This is a genomic window from Pseudomonas sp. B22129, from assembly GCF_044218875.1.
Classification (GTDB): Bacteria; Pseudomonadota; Gammaproteobacteria; order Pseudomonadales; family Pseudomonadaceae; genus Aquipseudomonas.
Genome location: NZ_CP162592.1, coordinates 3,459,238 through 3,481,515, shown reverse-complemented (window position 1 = coordinate 3,481,515; position 22,278 = coordinate 3,459,238). Strand labels below are relative to the sequence as shown.

Here is a 22,278-nt window from a genome sequence, read left to right as displayed (position 1 = left end):
CGAATATCGGGTAGTTAAGCCACCGAATCGAATGATTTTGCGCATGTATTCCAACGCTATGTACCACCCCTCGCCGCCAGACCACGCGCTGTCTACAGGCATAGGCTCGGCGTCAGGCTCGCCAGCCTTATAACTTATCGGTCTAAAACTCCACGGATAGCACTGGGTCAGTTTCTGGGTACGCGCCCCTCAAGGCGTATCGAATATTGACCCCTCCCCAACGGAAAAACCGGTAAGGAATTTATGTGCGGATTAGCTGGAGAATTACGTTTCGATGCCCAACCTGCCGACCTGGCGGCCATTGAGCGCATCACCCATCACCTGGCCCCGCGTGGCCCCGACGCCTGGGGCTTCCATGCCCAAGGGCCGATTGCCCTGGGCCACCGGCGCCTGAAAATCATGGACCTGTCGGACGGCTCGGCCCAACCGATGGTCGATTCGCACCTGGGCCTGAGCCTGGCCTTCAACGGCGCGATCTACAACTTCCCGGAATTGAGAGAAGAGCTTGAAGCCCTGGGCTACGCCTTCTATTCCGGCGGCGACACCGAAGTGCTGCTCAAGGGCTACCACGCCTGGGGCGAAGCCCTGCTGCCCAAGCTCAACGGCATGTTCGCGTTTGCCATCTGGGAACGTGACGCCCAGCGCCTGTTTCTCGCCCGCGACCGCCTTGGTGTGAAGCCGCTCTACCTGTCGCGCACCGGCCAGCGTTTGCGCTTTGCCTCCGCGTTGCCAGCGCTGCTCAAGGGCGGTGATATCAACCCGATCCTCGACCCAGTCGCGCTGAACCATTACCTGAACTTCCATGCCGTGGTGCCTGCACCGCGCACCTTGCTGGCAGGCATCGAAAAGCTGCCACCGGCGAGCTGGATGCGCATCGATGCCAGCGGCAAGACCGAACAGAAAGTCTGGTGGACCCTGCCCTACGGCCCGCGTGACGATGAAAAGAACCTGACCCTCGAAGACTGGACCGACCGCGTGCTCGACAGCACCCGCGAAGCCGTGGCCATCCGCCAGCGCGCCGCCGTGGATGTAGGTGTGTTGCTCTCCGGCGGGGTCGATTCGAGCATGCTCGTCGGTTTGCTGCGCGAAGTCGGCGTACAGGACTTGTCGACTTTCTCCATCGGCTTCGAAGATGCGGGCGGCGAGGCCGGCAACGAGTTCCAATACTCGGACCTGATCGCCAAACACTACGGCACGCGCCACCACCAGTTGCGCATCGCCGAAAGCGAGATCATCGAACAGCTGCCCGCAGCCTTCCGCGCCATGAGCGAGCCAATGGTCAGCCATGACTGCATCGCTTTCTACCTGCTGTCGCGGGAAGTGGCGAAGCATTGCAAAGTGGTGCAGAGCGGCCAGGGCGCGGATGAGTTGTTTGCCGGTTACCACTGGTACCCGCAGGTGGACGGCGCGAGCGACCCATACGCCGCTTACCGCGATGCGTTTTTCGACCGCAGCTACGACGACTACGCCGCTACCGTCGCGCCGAAATGGCTGACGGCCAATGACGCCGCCGGCGATTTTGTGCGCGAGCATTTTGCAATGCCGGGCGCCGATGCCGCCGTGGACAAGGCTCTGCGCCTGGACAGCACGGTGATGCTGGTGGACGACCCGGTCAAACGTGTCGACAACATGACCATGGCCTGGGGCCTTGAGGCGCGCACGCCGTTTCTGGACTACCGCCTGGTCGAACTTTCCGCCCGTGTGCCGGGCAAATTCAAACTGCCCGATGGCGGCAAGCAAGTCTTAAAAGAAGCCGCGCGCCGCGTGATTCCGAGCGAAGTCATCGACCGCAAGAAAGGCTACTTCCCGGTGCCGGGCCTGAAGCACTTGCAGGGCGACACGCTGAACTGGGTGCGCGAACTGCTGCTCGATCCGAGCCAGGATCGCGGCCTGTTCAACCCCGCCACGCTCGACCGCCTGCTCACCGACCCGCAAGGGCAACTGACGCCACTGCGCGGCTCCAAGCTGTGGCAACTGGCGGCGCTGAACCTGTGGCTCAGCGAACAAGGAATCTGATCGATGAAACCCCATGCAGCGGCTTACAGCCAACGCTTGCTCAAGGGCCAGGCGCCTTCCTACGAGCGCCTGCAAGCCCGGCTGGCCGAAGACGGCAGCCCCTTGAGCGCAGAACCGATCGCAGTGCATTGCGGCTGGGGGCGCTTGTTGATCGGGCATACGTTTCCCGACCCGGCGGCGCTGGCCGAAGAACTGCTCAATGAGCAAGCCGGGGAACGCGACATCGCGCTCTACGTGGCCGCCCCCCAACAGATTCTGGGCATCGACCCGCAGCAACTGTTCCTCGACCCGTCCGACACCCTGCGCCTGTGGTTCACCGACTATCGCCCCGCCACGCGCGTGTTTCGCGGCTTTCGTATCCGCCGGGTGCAGACCGAAGCCGATTGGCAGGCGGTCAACCAGCTCTATCAGGGCCGTGGCATGTTGCCCGTCGACGCCGAACGCCTGACGCCACGCCATCAAGGCGGCCCGGTGTATTGGCTGGCAGAGGATGAAGACAGCGGCGCGGTGATCGGCAGCGTGATGGGTTTGAATCACCAGAAGGCCTTTCACGACCCGGAAAACGGTTGCAGCCTGTGGTGTCTGGCGGTTGACCCGCAGTGCACGCGGCCTGGTGTGGGTGAAGTGCTGGTGCGCCACTTGGTCGAACACTTTATGAGCCGGGGTTTGAGCTACCTGGATTTGTCGGTGCTGCACGATAACCGTCAGGCCAAGAATCTCTATGCCAAGCTCGGTTTCCGTGCGCTGACCACTTTTGCGATCAAGCGTAAAAACGGCATCAACCAGCCGCTGTTTCTCGGCCCCGGCCCGCAGGCGGGGTTCAACCCCTATGCGCGGATCATTGTCGAGGAGGCTCATCGACGCGGCATTGATGTGCAGGTGGACGACGCTGACGCAGGCTTGTTCACCCTGAGCCATGGCGGGCGCCGCGTGCGCTGCCGTGAATCCCTCAGCGACCTGACCAGCGCCATCAGCATGACGTTGTGCCAGGACAAAAGCCTGACCCACAAGGTGCTCAAGGCTGCCGGTTTGCAATTGCCGCAGCAGCAACTGGCGGGCAGTGCCGATGACAACCTGGAGTTTCTCGACGAGCACCGGCGCATCGTGGTCAAGCCGCTGGATGGCGAGCAGGGCCAGGGCGTGGCAGTGGATTTGCAGACCATCGAGGAGGTGCAGAAAGCCATCGAAGCGGCGCGCCAGTTCGACAGCCGCGTATTGCTCGAAAGCTTCCACGAAGGCCTGGACCTGCGCATCCTGGTGATCGGCTTTGAAGTGGTCGCCGCCGCGATTCGTCGCCCTGCCGAAGTGACCGGCGACGGCCAGCATTCCATCGGCGCGTTGATCGAAGCCCAGAGCCGGCGCCGCCAGGCCGCTACCGATGGCGAAAGCAAAATCCCGCTGGACGCCGAGACCCAACGCACCCTGCACGCTGCCGGTTTCGACTACAGCAGCATCCTGCCCCGTGGCCAAACCCTGGCCGTGCGCCGCACCGCCAACCTGCACACCGGCGGCTGCCTGGAGGACGTCACCGCGATCCTGCACCCCACGCTGGTGGACGCCGCCGTGCGCGCTGCGCGTGCGCTGGACATTCCCATGGTCGGCCTGGACCTGATGGTGCCGGCGGCCGACCAGCCCGAGTACGTGTTTATTGAAGCCAATGAACGCGCGGGCCTGGCCAATCATGAGCCGCAGCCGACTGCGGAAAAATTTGTGGATTTGTTGTTTCCCCACAGTTAACTGCTTGCTTGAGGGATGTGTTGCCTGAACCGGCGCTTTCGCGAGCAAGCCCGCTCCCACATTTAGACCACATTCCAATGTGGGAGCGGGCTTGCTCGCGAAGGCGTCGGCACAGACGGCATCGCCCCTTGAGCCTGTTATTTCAACAGGAGTCTTTATGAGCCGAACCATCCCCGAACCGGATCTGAACTACCTGCAAAAAGTGTTGCTGGAAATGCTCGCCATTCCCAGCCCCACCGGGTTTACCGACACCATCGTGCGCTATGTCGCCGAGCGCCTGGAAGAGCTGGGCATCCCCTTCGAAATGACCCGGCGCGGCACCATCCGTGCCACCCTCAAGGGCCAGAAAAACAGCCCCGACCGTGCCGTATCCGCGCACCTGGACACCATTGGCGCCGCCGTGCGGGCGATCAAGGACAATGGCCGCCTGACCCTGGCGCCGGTGGGCTGCTGGTCGAGCCGCTTTGCCGAAGGCAGCCGCGTCAGCCTGTTCACCGACAACGGCGTGATCCGTGGCAGCGTGCTGCCGCTGATGGCTTCCGGGCACGCCTTCAACACCGCCGTGGATGAAATGCCCGTGAGCTGGGACCACGTGGAGTTGCGCCTGGACGCCTACTGCGCCACGCGTGCCGATTGCGATTCATTGGGCATCAGCGTGGGCGACTATGTGGCCTTCGACCCCCTGCCCGAGTTCACCGAAAGCGGGCATATCAGCGCGCGCCACCTGGACGACAAAGCCGGTGTCGCCGCCCTGCTCGCCGCACTCAAGGCGATCATCGACAGCGGCGAGCCCTTGCTGATCGACTGCCACCCACTGTTCACCATCACCGAAGAAACCGGCAGCGGGGCCGCGGCCGCCCTGCCCTGGGATGTCAGCGAATTTGTTGGCATCGACATCGCCCCGGTTGCGCCTGGCCAGCATTCCAGCGAACACGCGGTGAGCGTGGCGATGCAGGACTCGGGCGGGCCGTATGACTATCATTTGTCCCGGCACCTGTTGCGCCTGGCCAGCGACAACGACTTGCCGGTGCGTCGCGACCTGTTCCGTTACTACTTCAGCGATGCGCATTCTGCCGTGACTGCCGGTCATGACATCCGCACCGCCTTGCTGGCATTCGGCTGCGACGCGACCCACGGCTACGAGCGCACCCACATCGACAGCCTCGCGGCGCTGAGTCGCCTGTTGGGCGCGTACATCCTGAGCCCGCCGGTCTTCGCCAGCGATGCCCAACCGGCCCAGGGTTCTCTGGACCGGTTCAGCCATCAGCTGGAGCACGAGACGCAAATGGAGAGCGACACCCGCGTGCCGTCGGTGGACAGCTTGGTGGGCAACAAGTCCTAGAGGCTGGCAACTATGATCCCGGCGCAGTAGCATCGCCGGGATCCATCACCCGAGGCTTGTATGCTGATTCCCTACGACGCACTTGAAGTCGACACCCTGACCCGCCTCATCGAAGATTTCGTGACCCGCGACGGCACCGACAACGGTGATGACACCCCACTGGAAACCCGCGTACTGCGCGTGCGCCAGGCGCTGACCAAAGGCCAGGCGCTGATCGTGTTCGACCCTGAAAGCGAACAATGCCAATTGATGCTCAAGCACGACGTGCCCAAGCATCTGTTTGACTGAAGGTGTTTCAAGGGTTGGTTTGAGCGTCTGTGGCCTGGCGTTCGAGGATCTTTTGATAGACCTCGGCCCGGTGCACGTTGACACCTGCGGGAGCCTGAATGCCGAATTTAATCTGAGTACCGTTGAGTTCGAGAATGTGCAGGGCGATGTCATCGCCGATGGAGATGATTTCGCCTACAGCGCGGCTTAAGACCAGCATGGCGGTTGTCCTTTTGGAGTGACAGGACCTTGAACATGCGCGCTTGGATGGGGCCGGGCAATGGCTCGCGGTTAAAACAGGCAGGACCTACGTTTGCGGGTAATTTTGCTGACAGACTTGGGGGGATTTGGGCGGCCTGACAGCCGACCTGAGTGATGTGGGAGCTGGCTTGCCTGCGATGCAGGCACCTCGGTGTGTCAGGTGCACAGAGGTGGTTCAATCGCAGGCAAGCCAGCTCCCACAGGCTATACACCCCAAAACAACTCAGCCCTTAACCGCCCCCGCCTGCGCCTTGGCCCGCATCTTGTCCGCCATCACCGTCATCTCGTCATACAGCAACTGCGGGTTCTTCTGCTTCAACGCCCACGCCATCCGCCCCTGCTCATGGGGCAAAATCATGAATTCACCCTCGGCCACGCGCTGATAGATGTAGTCAGCAATGTCAGCCGCCGAAATCGGCGAACTCTCGAGCAGCTTGCCCACCTGCGCCTTCATCGCCGGCGTCGGCCCGCGGAACGAATCCAGCAGGTTGGTCTGGAAAAACGACGGGCACACGACGTGCACCCCCACTTCCTGTTGCTTGAGCTCCACCAGCAAACTCTCCGACAACGCCACCACACCCGCCTTGGCCACGTTGTAATTGCTCATCGCCGGCCCCTGCATCAGGGCCGCCATTGAAGCAATGTTGATAATCCGCCCCTTGCTCTTCTCCAGCAGCGGCAGGAACGCTTTGCAGCCCTTGACCACACCCATCAGATTGATTGCGATCTGCCAGTCCCAATCCTCCAGCGACAACTCGGCAAAGAACCCGCCCGAGGCCACACCGGCGTTGTTGACGATTACATCGATGCCACCCAGCTTCACTTCACAGGCTTGGGCAAATGCGGTGAGCTGGCTGTAGTCGCGCACATCGCAACGCTGGACAAACCCGTCGCCCCCCGCCTCACGTACCAGCTTGAGGGTTTCCTGCAAACCCGGCTCGCTCACGTCCGACAAGGCCAACTGCCAACCCTCGCGGGCCCAGCGCAGGGCGATTTCACGACCGAGGCCCGATCCGGCACCCGTGATCATCATGCGATTTTGCATAGGAACATTGCCTTGTGGTTCACAGAAGAAGTGATCGGCAGTGTAGCGAAGGTTTTTCCCACACCCACGCACCATCCAATTGATGAATGCCTCGGGCAAACCCGGGGCCGGGTGCGAGGCGGGCTTATAGCGTAAGTTCAATCTTTTTCAACTAATGCACGGTATTTGCGAACGCATTAAAAGAAATAAGCTTGTTTGCAAAATGCTTTAAGGAATCATGGAATTTTTTCTGAAGCGGCGCAGTCGGAGTTGTTAAGGCGTCCGTATTTAAATGACGGCCTCTCGTTTAATAACCGGTCTTATAGAAGGCCTATAAGGAAAAAACCATGAGCCTCATTCTAATCATTATTCTGATCCTGCTACTGGTTGGCGGTTTGCCAGTATTCCCGCACTCGCGTAACTGGGGCTATGGCCCGTCAGGCATTCTGGGCGTTGTCCTGGTTGTTCTGCTGGTACTGTTGTTACTCGGCCGTATATAAACGCCGGGTAAAAAAAGAGGCCTCATCGAGGCCTCTTTTTTATGGCCGGCTAATTAGTCCGGCTTGCCGTCGACCACACCGGCGGTGTTATCCAGCAGGCTCTTGGTCGCGGTTTGCAGGAACGACTCCAGTTTCTGCTTCAATGCAGCTTCATCCGGCGACTCAGGGATCACTTTACCGGTCGGCTCGGCGCCCAGTTCGTATTCCCAGAGTTTCGGCGGCATTTCCTTGGGCAGTACCAGAATGCGGTCGGCAGTCACCAAGGCCACGGTCTGGTCGCTACCCGACGGCTTGATCACGCCGAAGCCCTTGTCGCCTTCCGGCAGGTTCAGCAGGTCACGGCCCCAGCATTGGTGCAGCGTGTCGCCACCCAGACGGCCCATGATGGTCGGCACGATGTCGATCTGGGTGCCCACGGTGTGGTCACGCTCGCCGAACTTTTCCTGCATGCCCGGCGCAATCATCAGCATCGGCACGTTGAAACGGCCCAGGTCCATTTCGGTGATCTGTTGCTCGTTACCAAAACCGTGGTCACCCACGATCACGAACAGGGTTTCCTTGAAGTAAGGCTCTTTGCGGGCCTTTTCAAAGAACTGGCCCAACGCCCAGTCGGAGTAGCGCATGGCCGTCAAATGCTCGTTGAGGCTGCCACGGTCAGTGACTTTCTCGACCGGCAATGGCGTCGGCAACGCGTACGGCGTGTGATTGGACAGGGTCTGCAGCAGTGCGTAGAACGGCTTGCCGCCTTCGCGGGCCTTCAGCTCTTCCAGGCCACGGTTGAACATGTCCTGGTCGGACACGCCCCACGTCGGGTCGGAGAACACCGGGTTGACGAAGTCGTTGCGCCCGATGAAGTTGGTCATGCCCTGGTTGCTGAAGAAGCCCGACTGGTTGTCCCAGGCGAAATCGCCGTTGTAGACATACACGTCGTCAAACTTGCGCGCGCTCAGCAGCTGCGGCAGGCCCGACAGCTTGTGGCTGCCTTCCGGGGTCTGCATCAGGTATTCAAAGCCCGGCAGGTTCGGGAAGCAGGCCATGGTGGCGAACATGCCCTGGTGGGTGTGCGTACCGTTGGAGAAGAAACGGTCGAACAACAAACCTTCTTTGGACAGCTTGTCGAAGTACGGCGTGATGTTGCCCGGGCGACCCAGGGCGCCCACCGAGTGACCGGCGAAGCTTTCCATCAGGATGACGACGACGTTCTTGATCGGCAGGGTTTTCTCGGCCGGTGGCGTGTAGTCACGGCGCACGGCGGCCGTGTCGGTATCCACCAGTTTTTCTTGAGGCAACACCAGCATGTCACGCACGGTCTGGGTGGCCAGTGGCTGGTCCAGGGTGGCTTTCCAGATATTGGAACGCTCTTCGGAGAAGCGCGACTTGGCAGCGGCGATCAACGACAAGGTGCCATTGAGGCCAAGCTGGTTGGCGAAGTTGGAATCGGTGGTGTAGACATCACCCCAACGCAGCGGCGGGCCCTGGCGCAGGGTGCCGCGAATGGCAACCACGGCCACCAAAAGGCAGACCACGAACACCGCAATGCGCGTGTACCACGGCGCCACCTGGCGGGTGCCGATGGTGCCGCCGCTGAACGGGCCGCGTGGGCGGGTTGCGCGGTCGGCGCCCTTGAAGGCGATGCTCAGGATCAGCGTGCCCACGGCCCAGGCCAGCAGGTAGCGCACCACCGGGAAACCGTACCAGAGCATGCTCATCACGGTTTTCGGGTCTTCCTTTACATACTGGAAGACCAGGCCGTTGAGGCGCTGGTGGAATTCACGGTAGAAGTCCATTTCCATCAGGCCCAGGAACAGGGCAATGCTGGACGCGACGGTCAGCCAAAAACGGAAGAACCCGCGTGCCGCCATGGCCCGAACGCTGAACAAGGCCAGCAGCAGCGGGACCAGCACGTACATCACCAGGCGTATATCCAGGCGCAGGCCGTTGGCGAACGCTTCAAGGAAGGTCGAGGCCGGCGTGTCGAGGATCATCTCGCGGTTGTAGACCAGCAGCGCCAGGCGCAGCAGGGAGAACATCACCATCATGACCAGTGCGCAGAGCAGCGTGTACGCCAGATGGGATTTGACGGTCGGTTGCAGCAGGCGATTAGAAGCTCGCTGCTGACTCAGGGCGTCCGGGTTTGCCATGTCGTTTCAGGACCCATTGGAAGTTTAAGTTGCGAAATAATGCAGTGGCGTCCGACCCTCGCCCAGGCCTGCTGGGGTAGGCGGTTAACGCGGTGGCGCAAATGGTGCCCGATCAATGGCATCAACGCTATTAATTACTGAACGAGCGCGGTTGCCCTGCCTTTAATGGCACTGGCGTTAGAGCCTTGGCAGCGCTGTAAAAGCGGGCGAATTGTCTTGGATAAGATGTGAAAATTGTGTGCAGTGAATACTTTCGATACACAAATCCAATTGATGTACTGAAACCAATGTGGGAGCGGGCTTGCTCGCGAAGGCGGTGTGTCAGACATAACAACTTGTACTGACACACCGCCTTCGCGAGCAAGCCCGCTCCCACATTTACAACTGTGCCCGCTCCAGATGGAGTGAAGCGCTTAGATCCGCACATTCCCCCGTGGCCCGGCAATCGCCCAGATAATCAGGCCCAGTACCGGCAGCAGCAGGATCAACAAAATCCACAGCACTTTGGCGCCCGTGCTTGCGCCGCTTTTGAACACGTTAATGATCGCCCAGATATCCAGCGCAAGGATGATCAGGCCAATCAGGCCATTAAACGTCGAACCCATGGTGTCGCTCCTAAAGTGAGGGCATGCCTCATTAGGATAGTCAGCCGTGGCGGCGGTTCCGTTTTATTTCAAACGTGCACTGCAACGCGCAACGCTTCCAGGGACGGCTCGGCCTTGATGCCGACTTCCGCGCACAACTCCAGCACACGCGGCAGGTCGTTGCCATACACCAGCACGGCCTGGATTTCGTCATCGAGCAATTGGCTGAAGTTGAGCAGCACGTAGCCGCCGTCTTCCGGGCTGAGGGCGCTCATCTGGATCTGGATGCGGTTCAGCGCAGTCAGGTCCTCGGTCTTGGCCAGTTGCTTGGGCTTGAGGTTGAACGCCACGCCGGGGCCGAACGAGGCGACGATCTGCGCAAACAGATCGCCATAGGTGTCAGCCTGGAACAGCACCGTGTCGGGCAAGCTGCCGACTACCACCCACTCCCCCAACGGGATAGGGAAGGTGTCGTCGTAGTTGATATCCGGATTCGCCGTCAGAAAGGCCGCCGGGTCGGCGTAGGCCTCGGCCGCCTCGCTGGCAATGCGCGCGACCTCGTCTTCACCCATGACGCCGGCGCTGATTTTGCTGATGAGTTCGACGAGGGCGGTTTGCATGGGATGGTCCTGTGACGGTCTGGCTTTTGAGGGCGCGTAGCCTACACCAGTTTCTGCAGCTGCGCCGCCGTATCCGCCGCGCCCATGGTCTGGGCAGCCGCCAGCGCGGTGGCGCCCTGGGCATCGGTGGCCTTGGGGTTGGCGCCCTGGCCGAGCAGGTAATCAAGCATTTCGACGCGGTTGAACATCGCCGCCAGCATCAACGCAGTGCGGCCGTCAGAGGAAGAAGCATCCACGGACGTGCCCCCTTCGATTAATGCTTTGACCACGGGCAAGTTGCCCTTGAAGGCGGCACCGGCAATCGGTAACTGGTTCTTGTCATTCGCGATCTGCGGGTCGGCTTTGAACTCGAGCAGCACTTTTACCGCGTCGGCGTGGCCGTGGTAGGCCGCGAGCATCAGCAAGGTGTCACCGTTGTGGTTGCGCAGGTTGGCCGGCAAGCCTTTGGCGAGCAGCGCTGCGAGCATCGCCGCATCGCCCCGGCGAGCCACGTCGAACACCTGCTCGGCAAACTCGGCGGCTTCGTCTTCGGTCATTTGTTTGGGCTGATCAGACATGTGGGGCTCCTTGGCTAATGCTTTCTAAGGTCGCCAGTGTCGCCAGTGAGTTCCCCACCTGTCATGGCTTTTTTGTCAAAAGCCGCCATAGGCAGAATCAATAACGCTGCTTTTGTTAATAACGAAAGTGCCCGCCCTGAATCTGCGCCAGCAACTGCCCCGTCACCGGTACGTAGCAATCCGAGCCCGGCAGCCACGCAAAGACCGGGTCATTGCCGGCCTTGTCCGGGTCGAACGCCTCCTCCTTGAGCCGCACCTTCTGATATTTGAACGTGCCCGTGGTTTCCATCTTCACTTTGATCCGCAGGAACAGCGGCACCGCATAGTGCGGCAACTGGCCGTGGGCGAATTGCAGCAGCTCGCGCATATCGAGGGCCGCCAGGGATTCACTCGGGGTGATGGCGACCATGCCCGCGCGGCCATTGGTGTTTTCGATCTCGACCCCATAAGCAACCACCTCGGCGATCTGCGGATGTTGCAGCAGCACGTTTTCCACCTCGGTGGTGGAGACGTTTTCGCCCTTCCAACGATAGGTGTCACCCAGACGGTCGACAAATTGCGCATGGCCGAAGCCAATACTGCGCAACAAATCGCCGGTATTAAAATAGCGGTCGCCCTTTTCGAAGACATCGGTGAGCACGACCTTGCGGTTCTTTTCCGGGTCGGTGTAGCCGTCAAACGGCGACTTCTCATCGATCCTGGCCAACAAGAGCCCCTGCCCGCCCTTTTGCACCTTACGCATGAAACCATCACGGCCACGCAACGGCTCGCCGGTGTCATGGGCGTAGTCCACCAGCGCCCAGTGTTGCAAGCAAAAGCCGATGGTGTTGTCAAAATTCAATACATTGGTGAAGCCGATATTGCCGTCGCTGGCGGCATACAGCTCGCAGATATGCCCAACCCCGTAGCGTTGCTTGAACTGTGCCCACACGCCAGGGCGCAGGCCGTTGCCAACCATTTTGGTCACGCCGTTATCGAGATCTTGCGCACTCGCTGGCTGGTCGAGCAGGTAGCGGCACAACTCACCGACATAACCCAAGGTGGTGGCCTTGAACCTGCGCGCGTCCTCCCAGAACTGGCTCGCGCTGAACTTGCGCCGAATCGCGAACCCCGATGCGCCGACAATCGCCGAGCCCCAGCACACGCACAGGCCCGTGGCGTGATACAGCGGCAAAGTGCAGTACAGAACGTCATCCGGGCCCATGTCCAGGGCGATGCTGCCAAAGCTCACTGCGGTTTTGGTCCAGCGCCCGTGTTTCATGATGCCGGCCTTGGGCAGGCCAGTGGTGCCGGAGGTGTAGATATAGAAGCACGGGTCGTTGAAGAAGACCTGCGCGGTGCTGGCGGGATTGTTCTCGGAGTATTCCGCACTGGCGAGCATCAGGTCGGTATACCCCGCAGGCGGCGGGTTTGCATGTTGGTCCGCGACAAACCAGGTTCTGTCGTCTGCGATCGCCACTTGATCACGAACGGCGTCATAGGCAGCCACCAACTCGGCACCTACCACAATCGCCACCGGCGTCACCAGGTTGAGGCTGTGCACCAGCGTCGCCTGGGTTTGGGAGGTATTGAGCATGGCGCAGATGCCGCCCAGTTTGGCCACGGCCAGCACGCTCAATAACAGTTCGGGGCGGTTTTCAATAAACAGCGCGACGACATCACCTTTGGCAATGCCCTGGGCCTGCAGGTAATGAACGATGCGGTTGGCGCGCCGGTTGGCTTCGCTGTAGCTCAGTACAGTGTCGCCATACAACAATGCCGCGCCGTCCGGATTGCGAGAGGCAGCTTGCTCGAAATGCCAACCCAGGCCGCAAGGCTGCCCGGGGTCAGTGACATTCGCGGCGCGCATGCCGCGTGCCACGCGGGGCAGCGCCCGAACAATAGAGGGCAGCTTACGCAGCATCATGCCCCAGGTGATCATCTCGTCTTGCGGGTGGCTCATGGAGGAACGTCCTTTTTCTTATTCTTCGTCTGATCCGAAAACACCGGCAATTTCAAAAGCGGGATGCCGCATGCCTTGCAGGAAAATACGCCTGCGGTTCTTTGGCTGTACACGCAGGATTTGAAAAGTTTTGTATCCCGAGCAGGGCAGCAACCAAAACGGAATTTCAATGCGCCGGGAAGGTCATTACCGATAGCCGCAGCCGAAAACCGCCATCGCCAATAACGCAAAATGCAGGATGCACGATGGCCATTCATGCATTTTGCACGAAAACAAAAAACCTTATAATTTTCAACTCATTGTTTTATAAGGACTTTTAACAAAACCCAATACTGGCACAATCGCTGCACCTATCACTCCATGCTTGCCAACTTGAGCCAACGGAGCTGATAGACATGAGCCTGATCCAAGACAAATTCGCTTCTGTATTCTCCCAATACGACGTCACCACTCAGCCACGCCCTGACGGTGGCATCCTGCTGACCCTGCGTAACAGCGAGGGCAAACAGGTCAAGCGCTCAATCTCCTATCAGCAATTGCACACCGCTGATCAGTTGACTTGGGTCATCAGCGCCATCCGCCGAGACCTGGCAGAACAAGCCAGCGAGCTGCCACAGATTTCCATGCTGCAAAGCCAGAATCGCTTTGCACTGCCGACCTACCATTCGGCTTAAGCCTGCGGATACAAAAGGGCCGCGACGCCATCGAGCGTCGCGGCCCTTTTTTGCTTTCAGCACAGCCCCTGGCGGGCCGCCTCATTCACCGCTTGCACACGGTTGGTGACCTGCAATTTGCCGTAGATATTACGCAGGTGGAATTTCACCGTGGCCTCGGATGTGGCGCGAATCTGGCCGATTTCCCAGACCGTTTTGCCTTCCGCTGCCCAGCGCAGAATTTCCAGCTCGGTCGGCGTAAGGGGTTTTCCGCACAAACTCAGGCGCTTTCTAACAGCCATGGGCACGGCTACCGGCGTACCACACGACTCCTCTCGGCCACTCATTGATCTCTCTCCTGTTATTAGCAGATGCCCTGCCAACCTTCGGATTCCTCCTATTGACAGGTGACATAAACATCAAGGCGCAGAGAGTTACATATTGAACGGAATCAAAGCATAAGGCGCAGCATAAACAGCCGAACCCTACAGAGATCAAGGCCTCTTCCCACAGCAACTTCCAACTTACCGGGGTTGAAAATTCAGATACCTCTATTAATCGTCCAAACCGGGAAAAGCGCGTGACAGCCCGTCACCGGTCAACTGCGCAACAGCGCCTTGTTCGGTATTGAAGGGGCGCAGCGTCACAAAGTGAGGGTTCTCACCCATGTCGAACCAATGGGCCAACCCGGCCGGAATGATCAGCAAGTCATTTTTCTCACAGCGTACCGCGTATACGTAGTCACCGAGGTGCAGGCTGAACAGCCCCTGACCGGCCACAAAGAAGCGTACTTCGTCTTCGCTGTAACGTCGCTCATCCAGGAACCCGGCACGCACTTCATCTTTTTGCGGGTGATTGCCTGTCATGCTGGCGACGCCCACCGAACGGTAGCCAAGTGCGTCGATCTGCGGCTTGTAGGCGGCGATGATGTCGGCATCGCTGGCGCCCTTCTCGACAGGGGCAGGTTGCCAACGCTCGAACCTTACGCCGTGCTCCGCCAGGGTCGAGGCAATGTCGTCGAGGTGGGTCAGCACCTTGTTGGGGGTATCCGGGGTAGCGATGTGGTAAACGGCTACATAACTCATTGCACGCTTCCTTTGTTCGGCTCTTGCAATTGAAGGCCAATGATAACGGCAGCAGCCAGCGCCGCGACGCTGGCAATACTAAAGGTGAAGGTCGGGCCCAGCAGGTTCCAGCTATAACCGGCATAGAGCGCGCCCAACGCGCCGCCGGTACCGGCCAGGGCGGCGTAGAGTGCCTGGCCCTGCCCCTGTTGACGATCACCAAAGCTACGCTGCACAAAGGCAATCGCCGCCGCGTGAAAACTGCCGAAGGTGGCCGCATGCATCACTTGCGCCAGCAGCAACACCCAGAGGTGCCCGGCGAACGAACCCAGCAAGAGCCAACGCAGCGCCGCCAACAAAAAGCTGGCCATCAGCACCCGGCGCACCGAAAAGCGCGTGAGGATGCGGCTCATGGCCAGGAACATCAGCACTTCGGCCACCACCCCCACGGCCCAGAGCATGCCGATCACGCCACGGCTATAACCGAGGTGTTCAAGGTGCAGGGTCAGGAAGGTGTAATACGGGCCATGGCTCATTTGCATCAGCGCCACGCAGGCATAAAACGCCAGCACGCCGGGGCTGCGCAGTTGCTTGAAGAAACCTTCAGCCGCCAGGCGGTTGCCATGGGCGGCAGGCTGCGCGTTCGGCACCCAGAGGCTCGCGCCGATAATACCGGCCATGATCACTACGACCACCACCGGGTAAATGTCCAGGCTCAGCCAGTCGAACAGCCGGCCCATGATCACCACAGTGAGGATGAAACCGATGGAGCCCCACAGACGGATCTGGCTGTAGCGCGAGGTCTGTTTTTGCAGGTGAGCCAGGGTAATCACTTCAAACTGCGGCAGCACCGCGTGCCAGAAGAACGCATGCAGTGCCATCACCAGGGCCAGCCAGGCGTAGGTCTTGCTGATGAAAATCAGTGAAAAACTGGCGAGCGTGCACACCGCGCCGAAGCGCACGATGGCCAGGCGCCGACCGGTGTAATCCCCCAGCCAGCCCCACAGGTTCGGTGCCACGCAGCGCATCAACATGGGGATGGCCACCAGCTCGCCGATTCGCGCGCTGGAGAACCCCAGGTGATCGAAGTACAGCGCCAGGAATGGCGCCGTCGCCCCGAGCAGGGCGAAGTAGAAGAGGTAGAAGCTGGAGAGGCGCCAGTATGGGAGCGAGGGGGTCATGTTGGTTGGGGCTGCTTCGCAGCCCGGCGCGAGCAAGCTCGCTCACCACAACAAGCTCCCTCACTACAGCAAGCTCGCTCGCCGCAATAGGTCGTCACAGCTGGCCCAGCACCGGCGTACTCACACGCACATCGGCATTTTGCCCGCGGTTGCGCAGCAGGTGGTCCATCAACACGATGGCCATCATGGCTTCAGCAATCGGCGTGGCACGTATGCCAACACACGGGTCGTGGCGGCCCTTGGTGATCACGTCCACCGGGTTGCCGTGCACGTCGATCGAACGGCCCGGGGTGGTGATGCTCGACGTGGCCTTGAGGGCCAAGTGCGCCACAATCGGCTGGCCGGAAGAAATACCGCCGAGGATGCCGCCGGCGTTATTGCTGAGAAAGCCTTCCGGCGTCAGTTCATCGCGGTGTTCGGTGCCGCGCTGGGACACGCAGGCAAACCCGGCGCCGATTTCCACGCCCTTCACCGCGTTGATGCTCATCAGCGCGTGAGCCAGTTCGGCGTCAAGGCGGTCGAAGATCGGCTCGCCCAGGCCCGGTTTCACGCCTTCGGCGATCACGGTGATCTTGGCGCCGACCGAATCCTGGTCACGGCGCAGCTGGTCCATATAGGCTTCCAGCTCCGGCACCTTGTCCGGGTCAGGGCTGAAAAACGCGTTGTTTTCCACGCTGTCCCATGTCTTGAACGGGATTTCAATCGGGCCCAACTGGCTCATGTAGCCACGCACCACGATGCCCTGGGTGGCCAGGTATTTCTTGGCGATGGCGCCGGCGGCCACGCGCATCGAGGTTTCGCGCGCCGAGCTGCGGCCACCGCCACGGTAGTCGCGCTCGCCGTATTTGTGGTGGTAGGTGTAGTCGGCGTGGGCCGGGCGGAACAGGTCCTTGATCGCCGAGTAGTCCTTGGACTTCTGGTCGGTGTTGCGGATCAGCAGGCCGATGGCGCAACCGGTGGTGCGGCCTTCGAACACGCCGGAGAGGATTTCGACTTCGTCGGGCTCCTGGCGCTGGGTGGTGTGGCGGCTGGTGCCGGGCTTGCGGCGGTCGAGGTCGCGCTGCAGGTCTTCCAGGGACAGCTCGAGGCCGGGCGGGCAGCCATCGACAATGGCGACCAACGCCGGGCCATGGCTTTCGCCCGCGGTGGTGACAGTGAACAGCTTGCCGAAGGTATTGCCGGACATGCAGGGCGCTCCGTGAAATCAGTTGAATCAAGTCAACCGTAATAACTTAAGGCGGCCAGTATACGCAGGCTAACCGACTAGTTCATCCTCGAAACCTTACCGGTAGACATCTGTCCAACCGGCACCTTCCTGATGATGGCGCGATGATGCTTCGAGTTCTGCTGCTAACCCTCACCCTGTTTTCCAGCCTTGGCTTCGCCGCTTCCCCTGTGGTGGTGCAACGGCCCATCAGCCTCGACACCGGCAGCGGCGAGCTGTTTGGCTCGCTCCTTCTGCCACAATCGGACAAACCGGTGCCCGTGGTGTTGATCATCGCCGGCTCCGGCCCCACCGACCGCAACGGCAACAGCGCCGACGGCGCGCGCAACGACAGCCTCAAGCGCCTGGCCTGGGTGCTGGCCCGCAACAACATCGCCAGCGTGCGTTATGACAAACGCGGGGTCGCCGCCAGCCTGGCCGCCACCCCCGACGAACGCAACCTGACCCTCGACGCCTACGTGGCCGATGCCGTGGCCTGGGGCAAATTGCTCAAGGCCGACAAACGCATGGGCCCGCTGATTGTGCTGGGCCACAGCGAAGGCGCGCTGGTCGCCGCCCTCGCTGCACCGCGGCTGGAGCCCGCCGGGGTGATTTCCCTCTCCGGCAGCGCCCGGCCGGTGGACCAGGTGATCCGCCAGCAACTGGCCGACCACCTGCCCCCTGCCCTGTTGCTGCGCAGTAATGAAATTCTCGATCACCTCAAGGCCGGCCAGGTCGATGCGGATGTGCCTGGCCCGCTGGAGGGCATCTTCCGACCCACTGTGCAGCCGTATCTCATCAGCCTGTTTCGCGCTGACCCGTCGGCCGCATTCGCCAAGCTGGATATGCCGGCACTGATTATTCAGGGCACCAACGACATTCAGGTCGGCGTCGCCGACGCTCAACAATTGAAAAAAGCCAAGCCCGATGCGCAACTGACGGTGATCGAAGGCATGAACCACGTAATGCGCATCGTGCCCAAGGATGTGAAGGAGCAACTGGCCTCCTACAACGACCCCAAACTGCCGCTGGCCGCCGAGCTGGGCACGCGCATCGTGCGCTTTATCGACGGACTTCAACCCCGTTAAGCGACTATTGGCCTCCAGTCCTCGGCAAAGCGGCCGATAAGCCGGGAGTCGACAGCAAAAAGGCTGTCGGCTCGCAAGGCTTGGACAGGATCGCGCCGCATGACAACCACCGAAGCAACACCCGAACCTACCGCCAACACCGCGGCGGACAAAACCGAGGCCGCCGAGGCGGCGGCACTGCCGTGGGCGGACGTACAGGCCGAACATTTCAAGATGCTGCGCCTCGCACCCCTGGCCACCGACCGTGCCACCGGCGTGCGGCCACTGCGGTTTGTGCAGTTCGGCTACGCCGAGCGTAACGACAAACATCGCAGCCTGTTGCGTATGGTCATCCAATTGCCGGGCCAGCGGGTGCGTCGCGAACAAAACCACCTGGATATCTGGGTCGACCACGACACTCACCGCGTGCACTTCGGCCCCGGCAATAGCCTGGAAATCGAACCGGCCAACCGTGGCCTGGGGCGTTTTCTGGTAGCTCAAGGCGCTGCCTGGGCGAAAAAACGCTGGTCGCATTACCGCGTCGACGGCGTGGACCTCGCCAACAAGGACGCACTCAACGAAGCCACGCGCCTGCGTCGCGATCACTTCCTGCGCATCCAGGGTTTTGACGTGGCTTACGCCGACGTGCAGCACCTCAAAGGCAACGTGCAACCGGGCAAGGTCAGCGACGTGCTCGACAGCTGGAATACCGAGAAGGTGCAGTTCGTGGAGATTCTGGAAGCTGCGCAGATGTTGCAACAGGCCGAGCACAACCTGGCCGAGCAAGAAGTGAAACTGCGCAAGGAAGAAGAAAAGGTCACCAAGTTCAAGCGTGAGGACAGTGGGTTGCGCTTTACCATTACGTGTTTGGTGGCGTTTACCGTGTTTCAGGCGGGGTTGTTGATCTGGATTGCGACACACCGCTAATCGATTGGAATGCAATCTGAATGGTGGGAGCTGGCTTGCCTGCTCCCACACTGACCGCATGTTTGCCGTTAGACCCTGGCGGCGAACACGGCCTGATGCTGGCGGCACTGCTCGGCCGTCAACATGAACACGCCGTGGCCGCCGCGCTGGAAGTCCAGCCAGGCAAAGTCCACTTCCGGGTACAACGCTTCAACGTGCACCTGGCTGTTGCCCACTTCGACAATCAACAAGCCCTTCTCGGTCAGGTGGTCGGCAGCTTCGGCCAGCATGCGGCGCACCAGGTTCAAGCCGTCATCACCGCAGGCCAGGCCCAACTCAGGCTCGTGCTGGTATTCATCGGGCATGTCGGCGAAGTCTTCGGCGTCCACGTACGGCGGGTTGGAGACGATCAGGTCGAAGCGCTGGCCCGGCAGGCCATCAAAGCCATCGCCCTGCACGGTGTACACGCGCTCATCAACGCCGTGGCGTTCGATGTTCTGGTTGGCGACTTCCAGGGCCTCAAACGACAAGTCGCCCAACACCACTTCGGCGTCCTGAAACTCGTAGGCGCAGGCGATGCCGATGCAACCGGAGCCAGTGCACAGGTCGAGGATGCGCGCCGGCGGTTTGGCCAGCCAGGGGGCGAAGCGGTTTTCGATCAGTTCACCAATCGGCGAGCGCGGGATCAACACACGCTCATCAACGATAAACGACATGCCGCAGAACCACGCCTCCTTCAACAGGTAGGCCGTCGGCACGCGCTCGTGGATACGGCGGTGCAGCAAGCGCTGAACGTGGGAAATTTCCTCTTCTTCGAGGTTGCAGTCCAGGTAACTGTCGTTGATCTCCCAAGGCAGGTGCAACGCACCCAGCACCAGTTGCCGGGCTTCGTCCCAGGCGTTATCGGTGCCATGCCCGAAAAACAGGTCTTCCCCATGGAAACGGCTGACAGCCCAACGGATGTGGTCGCGCAAGGTGCGCAGGCGGGATGTGATCACGGGGCAAGCTCCTGGAAAAAACGACTGGCGATTCTACCAGCCTTCGCCTGTCCCTTCGATGTATGAAACCTCTGCGCCACCCGTCGGAATTCATCCAATTTGCCATCATTGCGCTAAACAAGCCCTGCACTTGACATCGCTGCACGTCAACAACGGCGTACCTTACGATGGTAGCGATTCACAGAACCGCTCAGCCAGTGGACAATGTGACAAAAGCCCCCCTCACAGGAGCCCCAGCATGTCCGTTCCAAAGACGATGTTTCAACTCAGCGGTCGCGGTTACGCAGCAGCCAATCTGAACCACGCGACCCTCCTGATCATCGACGCCCAGAAGGAATACCTCAGCGGTCCACTCGCCCTTTCCGGCATGGACGCGGCGGTTGACCACATCAAGCAGCTGGTGGCAGCGGCCCGCAACGCCGGGCGGCCGATCGTGCATGTACGCCACCTGGGCACCGTCGGTGGCCTGTTTGACCCTCAGGGTGAGCGCGGCCAGTTCATCCCGGGCCTTGAGCCGCTGGGTGACGAAACCATTATCGGCAAGTTGCTGCCCAGCGCCTTCCACGGCACCGGCCTGGAAAAACACCTGCAAGACCTCGGTTCGCTGGACTTGATCGTGTGCGGTTTCATGAGCCACTCCAGCGTCAGCACCACCGTGCGCGCCGCCAAAAACCTGGGCTTTCGCTGCACCCTGGTGGAAGACGCCTGCGCCACTCGCGACCTGCCTTACAAAGGCGGCGTGCTGAGTGCCGAACACGTGCAGCAGACTGAAATGGCCATCATGGCCGACAACTTCGCTACCCTCGCGCTGACCAAAGATCTGATCTGATCAACCTTCTGATGAGCGGTGCGGCAGTGTTTATTGCCCCGCTCATCCGCAAAGCCCTTTCATTTGGCGCATTTACCCCTGCCCCCGGAACAACCTGTGTATCTTCCGGTCGAAGGGCCGATACCCTGGAGGAAAGGTCGGAATGAAGATATCCGATGGTTTTGATGCTCGTCGCTTGCGCCCCAAGGGCCCGAGCAACTGGCGTCTGCGCCTGGTAGCGGGCTTTGCCGCGCTGCTGGCGATTGTAGGTCTGCTGTTGGCCGGCGCTGGTGGTGCCGGCCTGTTTGGTCACTCGCCAGCCCTTGGCGAGTTGAATGCCAGCCCCGGCGGTTCGGCGATCCTGGCGGTGGTCGGCCTGCTGGTGTTGTGGTTGGGCGTGTGGTTATGGCGGCGCAGCCGTCGCAGAATGCGCCAGCCGTTGTCGCTCAACATCGCTTCGCACCTGATGAAAAAGCACGACTGATGGCACCTGGTTAGTGTTTCCTGCGCCCCGGCCGCCGCGATTTAGGTAAACTGCCCGCCCTTCGCGGAGGCTGACATGCAAGACGACGATTTTTCCCTGTTCAAAAACGAGCTGCGCGGCGTCAAGCCGATCAAGCACGACCGCGCCGACACCGGCAAACCCAAGGCTGACCGGGCGCAGATCGCCAAGCTGCGCCAGGCCGCCACCGTGCGCACCGATGCCACCACCGTGGATGGCCTGTCGGACCAGTTCGTCATCGACGTCGGCCCCGAAGACGAACTGATGTGGGCCCGCGACGGCGTGCAGGAAAGCCAGATGCGCAAGCTCAAGGTCGGCCAGATCCCCTTCGAAGGCAGCCTCGACCTGCACGGCATGAGCGTGGAGAAAGCCCGCGAAACCCTCTGGGCCTTTCTGGCCGAAGCCACCAAGTTCGAAATCCGCTGCGTGCGCGTCACCCATGGCAAGGCCGTGCGGCTGGACGGCAAACGCCCGATGATCAAAAGCCATGTCAACACCTGGCTGCGCCAGCATGCTCAGGTGCTCGGTTTTACCTCGTGCCAGGCCCGCCACGGCGGTGCCGGTGCGGTGTACGTGATGCTCAAGCGCACCATGATGGAAGGCCGCGACGAGTAACAAGTGCCCTCGTCAGGCTTGCAGCGATGTGCTCGCCACCGTAACCTTGCGCTTTGCGAAAATCCCACAGGTAGTTTCATGTCCCTGGAACAGAATTACACCGCGATTCTAAAGGGGTAAGGCAAAGTAACCGTAGCCAATGAATCCGGGCACTTGCTTACATAGCATTACCCGGTTTTGACCTGCTTTACACGGTCATTGGTACAAAAATTGGTACGAGCTGCATCCCTCCCCGGCGTCCTGCCGACGAACACCACTCCCAAATCTGAAATACCTCGATTACTGTATG

At 60.7% G+C, this 22,278-nt stretch carries 23 protein-coding genes; 11 read left to right on the top strand and 12 right to left on the bottom strand.

What is annotated here, in order from left to right; translation table 11 throughout:
• Positions 1 to 243: 243 nt before the first annotated feature.
• The 4 genes from AB4P94_RS16080 to AB4P94_RS16065 all read left to right on the top strand — a co-directional run bounded on the left by AB4P94_RS16080 (position 244) and on the right by AB4P94_RS16065 (position 5,383).
• Entirely contained in the window at positions 244 to 2,016 is a 1,773-nt protein-coding gene (locus AB4P94_RS16080; protein WP_395606388.1) for an N-acetylglutaminylglutamine amidotransferase, read from the top strand.
• A gap of 3 nt (positions 2,017 to 2,019) precedes the next feature.
• Positions 2,020 to 3,753 carry an N-acetylglutaminylglutamine synthetase gene (gene ngg / locus AB4P94_RS16075; protein WP_395606387.1) on the top strand — a complete coding sequence of 578 codons (1,734 nt, stop codon included), beginning with the start codon at positions 2,020 to 2,022 and terminating at the stop codon, positions 3,751 to 3,753.
• 157 nt (positions 3,754 to 3,910) lie between these two features.
• The gene (locus AB4P94_RS16070) at positions 3,911 to 5,095 is read left to right on the top strand and encodes an osmoprotectant NAGGN system M42 family peptidase (RefSeq protein WP_395606386.1); all 1,185 of its coding nucleotides are present in this window, start codon (positions 3,911 to 3,913) and stop codon (positions 5,093 to 5,095) included.
• A gap of 60 nt (positions 5,096 to 5,155) precedes the next feature.
• The gene (locus tag AB4P94_RS16065; protein WP_003192759.1) at positions 5,156 to 5,383 is read left to right on the top strand and encodes a YheU family protein; all 228 of its coding nucleotides are present in this window, start codon (positions 5,156 to 5,158) and stop codon (positions 5,381 to 5,383) included.
• 7 nt (positions 5,384 to 5,390) lie between these two features.
• Here the strand turns inward: AB4P94_RS16065 and csrA are convergent, their stop codons facing one another.
• Entirely contained in the window at positions 5,391 to 5,582 is a 192-nt protein-coding gene (gene csrA / locus AB4P94_RS16060; RefSeq protein WP_395606385.1) for a carbon storage regulator CsrA, read from the bottom strand.
• Between the two features lie 264 nt (positions 5,583 to 5,846).
• Positions 5,847 to 6,668: an SDR family oxidoreductase gene (locus AB4P94_RS16055; RefSeq protein WP_395606384.1), complete on the bottom strand. Its 822-nt coding sequence runs from the start codon at positions 6,666 to 6,668 to the stop codon at positions 5,847 to 5,849.
• A 326-nt stretch (positions 6,669 to 6,994) separates the two neighbouring features.
• Between AB4P94_RS16055 and AB4P94_RS16050 the strand changes: the two genes are divergently transcribed.
• The gene (locus tag AB4P94_RS16050; protein ID WP_015885095.1) at positions 6,995 to 7,147 is read left to right on the top strand and encodes a DUF3309 family protein; all 153 of its coding nucleotides are present in this window, start codon (positions 6,995 to 6,997) and stop codon (positions 7,145 to 7,147) included.
• Positions 7,148 to 7,200: 53 nt separating this feature from the next.
• Here the strand turns inward: AB4P94_RS16050 and AB4P94_RS16045 are convergent, their stop codons facing one another.
• The 5 genes from AB4P94_RS16045 to AB4P94_RS16025 form a co-directional block, all read right to left on the bottom strand.
• Entirely contained in the window at positions 7,201 to 9,288 is a 2,088-nt protein-coding gene (locus AB4P94_RS16045; protein ID WP_395606383.1) for an LTA synthase family protein, read from the bottom strand.
• 413 nt (positions 9,289 to 9,701) lie between these two features.
• On the bottom strand, positions 9,702 to 9,893 hold the full coding sequence (locus tag AB4P94_RS16040) for a PLDc N-terminal domain-containing protein (protein WP_003172956.1): 192 nt from the start codon (positions 9,891 to 9,893) through the stop codon (positions 9,702 to 9,704).
• Between the two features lie 68 nt (positions 9,894 to 9,961).
• On the bottom strand, positions 9,962 to 10,492 hold the full coding sequence (locus AB4P94_RS16035) for a hypothetical protein (protein ID WP_395606382.1): 531 nt from the start codon (positions 10,490 to 10,492) through the stop codon (positions 9,962 to 9,964).
• Between the two features lie 41 nt (positions 10,493 to 10,533).
• A complete protein-coding gene (locus tag AB4P94_RS16030; protein WP_395606381.1) occupies positions 10,534 to 11,049 on the bottom strand; it encodes an ankyrin repeat domain-containing protein in 516 nt (171 codons plus the stop codon).
• A 115-nt stretch (positions 11,050 to 11,164) separates the two neighbouring features.
• Complete coding sequence (locus AB4P94_RS16025) at positions 11,165 to 12,991, bottom strand: long-chain-acyl-CoA synthetase (RefSeq protein WP_395606380.1); 1,827 nt, start codon at positions 12,989 to 12,991, stop codon at positions 11,165 to 11,167.
• 395 nt (positions 12,992 to 13,386) lie between these two features.
• Here AB4P94_RS16025 and AB4P94_RS16020 point away from each other — a divergent pair, with 395 nt between their 5' ends.
• Complete coding sequence (locus AB4P94_RS16020) at positions 13,387 to 13,665, top strand: DUF3509 domain-containing protein (RefSeq protein WP_016970113.1); 279 nt, start codon at positions 13,387 to 13,389, stop codon at positions 13,663 to 13,665.
• Positions 13,666 to 13,721: 56 nt separating this feature from the next.
• Here AB4P94_RS16020 and AB4P94_RS16015 read toward each other — a convergent pair whose 3' ends face one another.
• The 4 genes from AB4P94_RS16015 to aroC form a co-directional block, all read right to left on the bottom strand.
• Entirely contained in the window at positions 13,722 to 13,991 is a 270-nt protein-coding gene (locus AB4P94_RS16015) for a response regulator transcription factor (RefSeq protein ID WP_395606379.1), read from the bottom strand.
• A gap of 207 nt (positions 13,992 to 14,198) precedes the next feature.
• Positions 14,199 to 14,729 carry a 1,2-dihydroxy-3-keto-5-methylthiopentene dioxygenase gene (locus AB4P94_RS16010; RefSeq protein ID WP_395606378.1) on the bottom strand — a complete coding sequence of 177 codons (531 nt, stop codon included), beginning with the start codon at positions 14,727 to 14,729 and terminating at the stop codon, positions 14,199 to 14,201.
• A complete protein-coding gene (locus AB4P94_RS16005) occupies positions 14,726 to 15,889 on the bottom strand; it encodes an MFS transporter (RefSeq protein ID WP_395606377.1) in 1,164 nt (387 codons plus the stop codon). Before AB4P94_RS16005 ends, AB4P94_RS16010 begins: the two co-directional genes overlap by 4 nt.
• 94 nt (positions 15,890 to 15,983) lie before the next feature.
• Entirely contained in the window at positions 15,984 to 17,075 is a 1,092-nt protein-coding gene (aroC, locus tag AB4P94_RS16000) for a chorismate synthase (protein ID WP_395606376.1), read from the bottom strand.
• A 143-nt stretch (positions 17,076 to 17,218) separates the two neighbouring features.
• On the opposite strand from aroC, the gene AB4P94_RS15995 reads away from it, so the two are divergent.
• Positions 17,219 to 18,181, top strand: a complete 963-nt coding sequence (locus tag AB4P94_RS15995; protein WP_395606375.1) for an alpha/beta hydrolase — start codon at positions 17,219 to 17,221, stop codon at positions 18,179 to 18,181.
• A 99-nt stretch (positions 18,182 to 18,280) separates the two neighbouring features.
• Positions 18,281 to 19,087, top strand: a complete 807-nt coding sequence (locus AB4P94_RS15990) for a hypothetical protein (protein WP_395606374.1) — start codon at positions 18,281 to 18,283, stop codon at positions 19,085 to 19,087.
• A gap of 68 nt (positions 19,088 to 19,155) precedes the next feature.
• On the opposite strand, the gene prmB is transcribed toward AB4P94_RS15990, so the two are convergent.
• The gene (prmB, locus tag AB4P94_RS15985; RefSeq protein ID WP_395606373.1) at positions 19,156 to 20,064 is read right to left on the bottom strand and encodes a 50S ribosomal protein L3 N(5)-glutamine methyltransferase; all 909 of its coding nucleotides are present in this window, start codon (positions 20,062 to 20,064) and stop codon (positions 19,156 to 19,158) included.
• A gap of 238 nt (positions 20,065 to 20,302) precedes the next feature.
• On the opposite strand from prmB, the gene AB4P94_RS15980 reads away from it, so the two are divergent.
• The 3 genes from AB4P94_RS15980 to AB4P94_RS15970 all read left to right on the top strand — a co-directional run bounded on the left by AB4P94_RS15980 (position 20,303) and on the right by AB4P94_RS15970 (position 21,989).
• Complete coding sequence (locus AB4P94_RS15980; protein WP_395606372.1) at positions 20,303 to 20,893, top strand: cysteine hydrolase family protein; 591 nt, start codon at positions 20,303 to 20,305, stop codon at positions 20,891 to 20,893.
• A 142-nt stretch (positions 20,894 to 21,035) separates the two neighbouring features.
• Positions 21,036 to 21,356: a hypothetical protein gene (locus AB4P94_RS15975; protein WP_078738310.1), complete on the top strand. Its 321-nt coding sequence runs from the start codon at positions 21,036 to 21,038 to the stop codon at positions 21,354 to 21,356.
• A gap of 75 nt (positions 21,357 to 21,431) precedes the next feature.
• A complete protein-coding gene (locus tag AB4P94_RS15970) occupies positions 21,432 to 21,989 on the top strand; it encodes a Smr/MutS family protein (RefSeq protein WP_017735883.1) in 558 nt (185 codons plus the stop codon).
• Positions 21,990 to 22,278: the final 289 nt, after the last annotated feature.